Annotated in this window: 1 protein-coding gene; it reads right to left on the minus strand. The window is 33.8% G+C overall.

Annotated features, from left to right (window positions below; translation table 11 throughout):
- The coding region (locus tag ACFINZ_RS10860) for a pertactin-like passenger domain-containing protein (RefSeq protein ID WP_375701522.1) at positions 1-269 on the minus strand (269 nt) is incomplete at both ends.

Below are 269 nucleotides of genomic sequence, written 5' to 3' on the forward strand. Positions count from 1 at the left end.
TTTTGATTTAAATGTCGGAAAAATCTGCCTCTACGCTGGACACTATCAATGTATACTGCAGACAAATACCAAATTTTTTTATTTCCATCATCACCATTTTTCTGTTTTAAACCATACAGATAAGTTCCAGCATCAACAGGTTTTACTTTTGCACCAGATAAATTTTGCAAAGTAAAATGCGCCCCTCCACTTTGATCAACAATTAAATCAAGTTCTGTTGAAGAAGGATTGGCAATTTCAATTCCAGAATCTGTAATGCTTATTGTGTG

This window comes from Bartonella sp. AA81SXKL (genome assembly GCF_042196945.1).
Taxonomy (GTDB): domain Bacteria; phylum Pseudomonadota; class Alphaproteobacteria; order Rhizobiales; family Rhizobiaceae; genus Bartonella.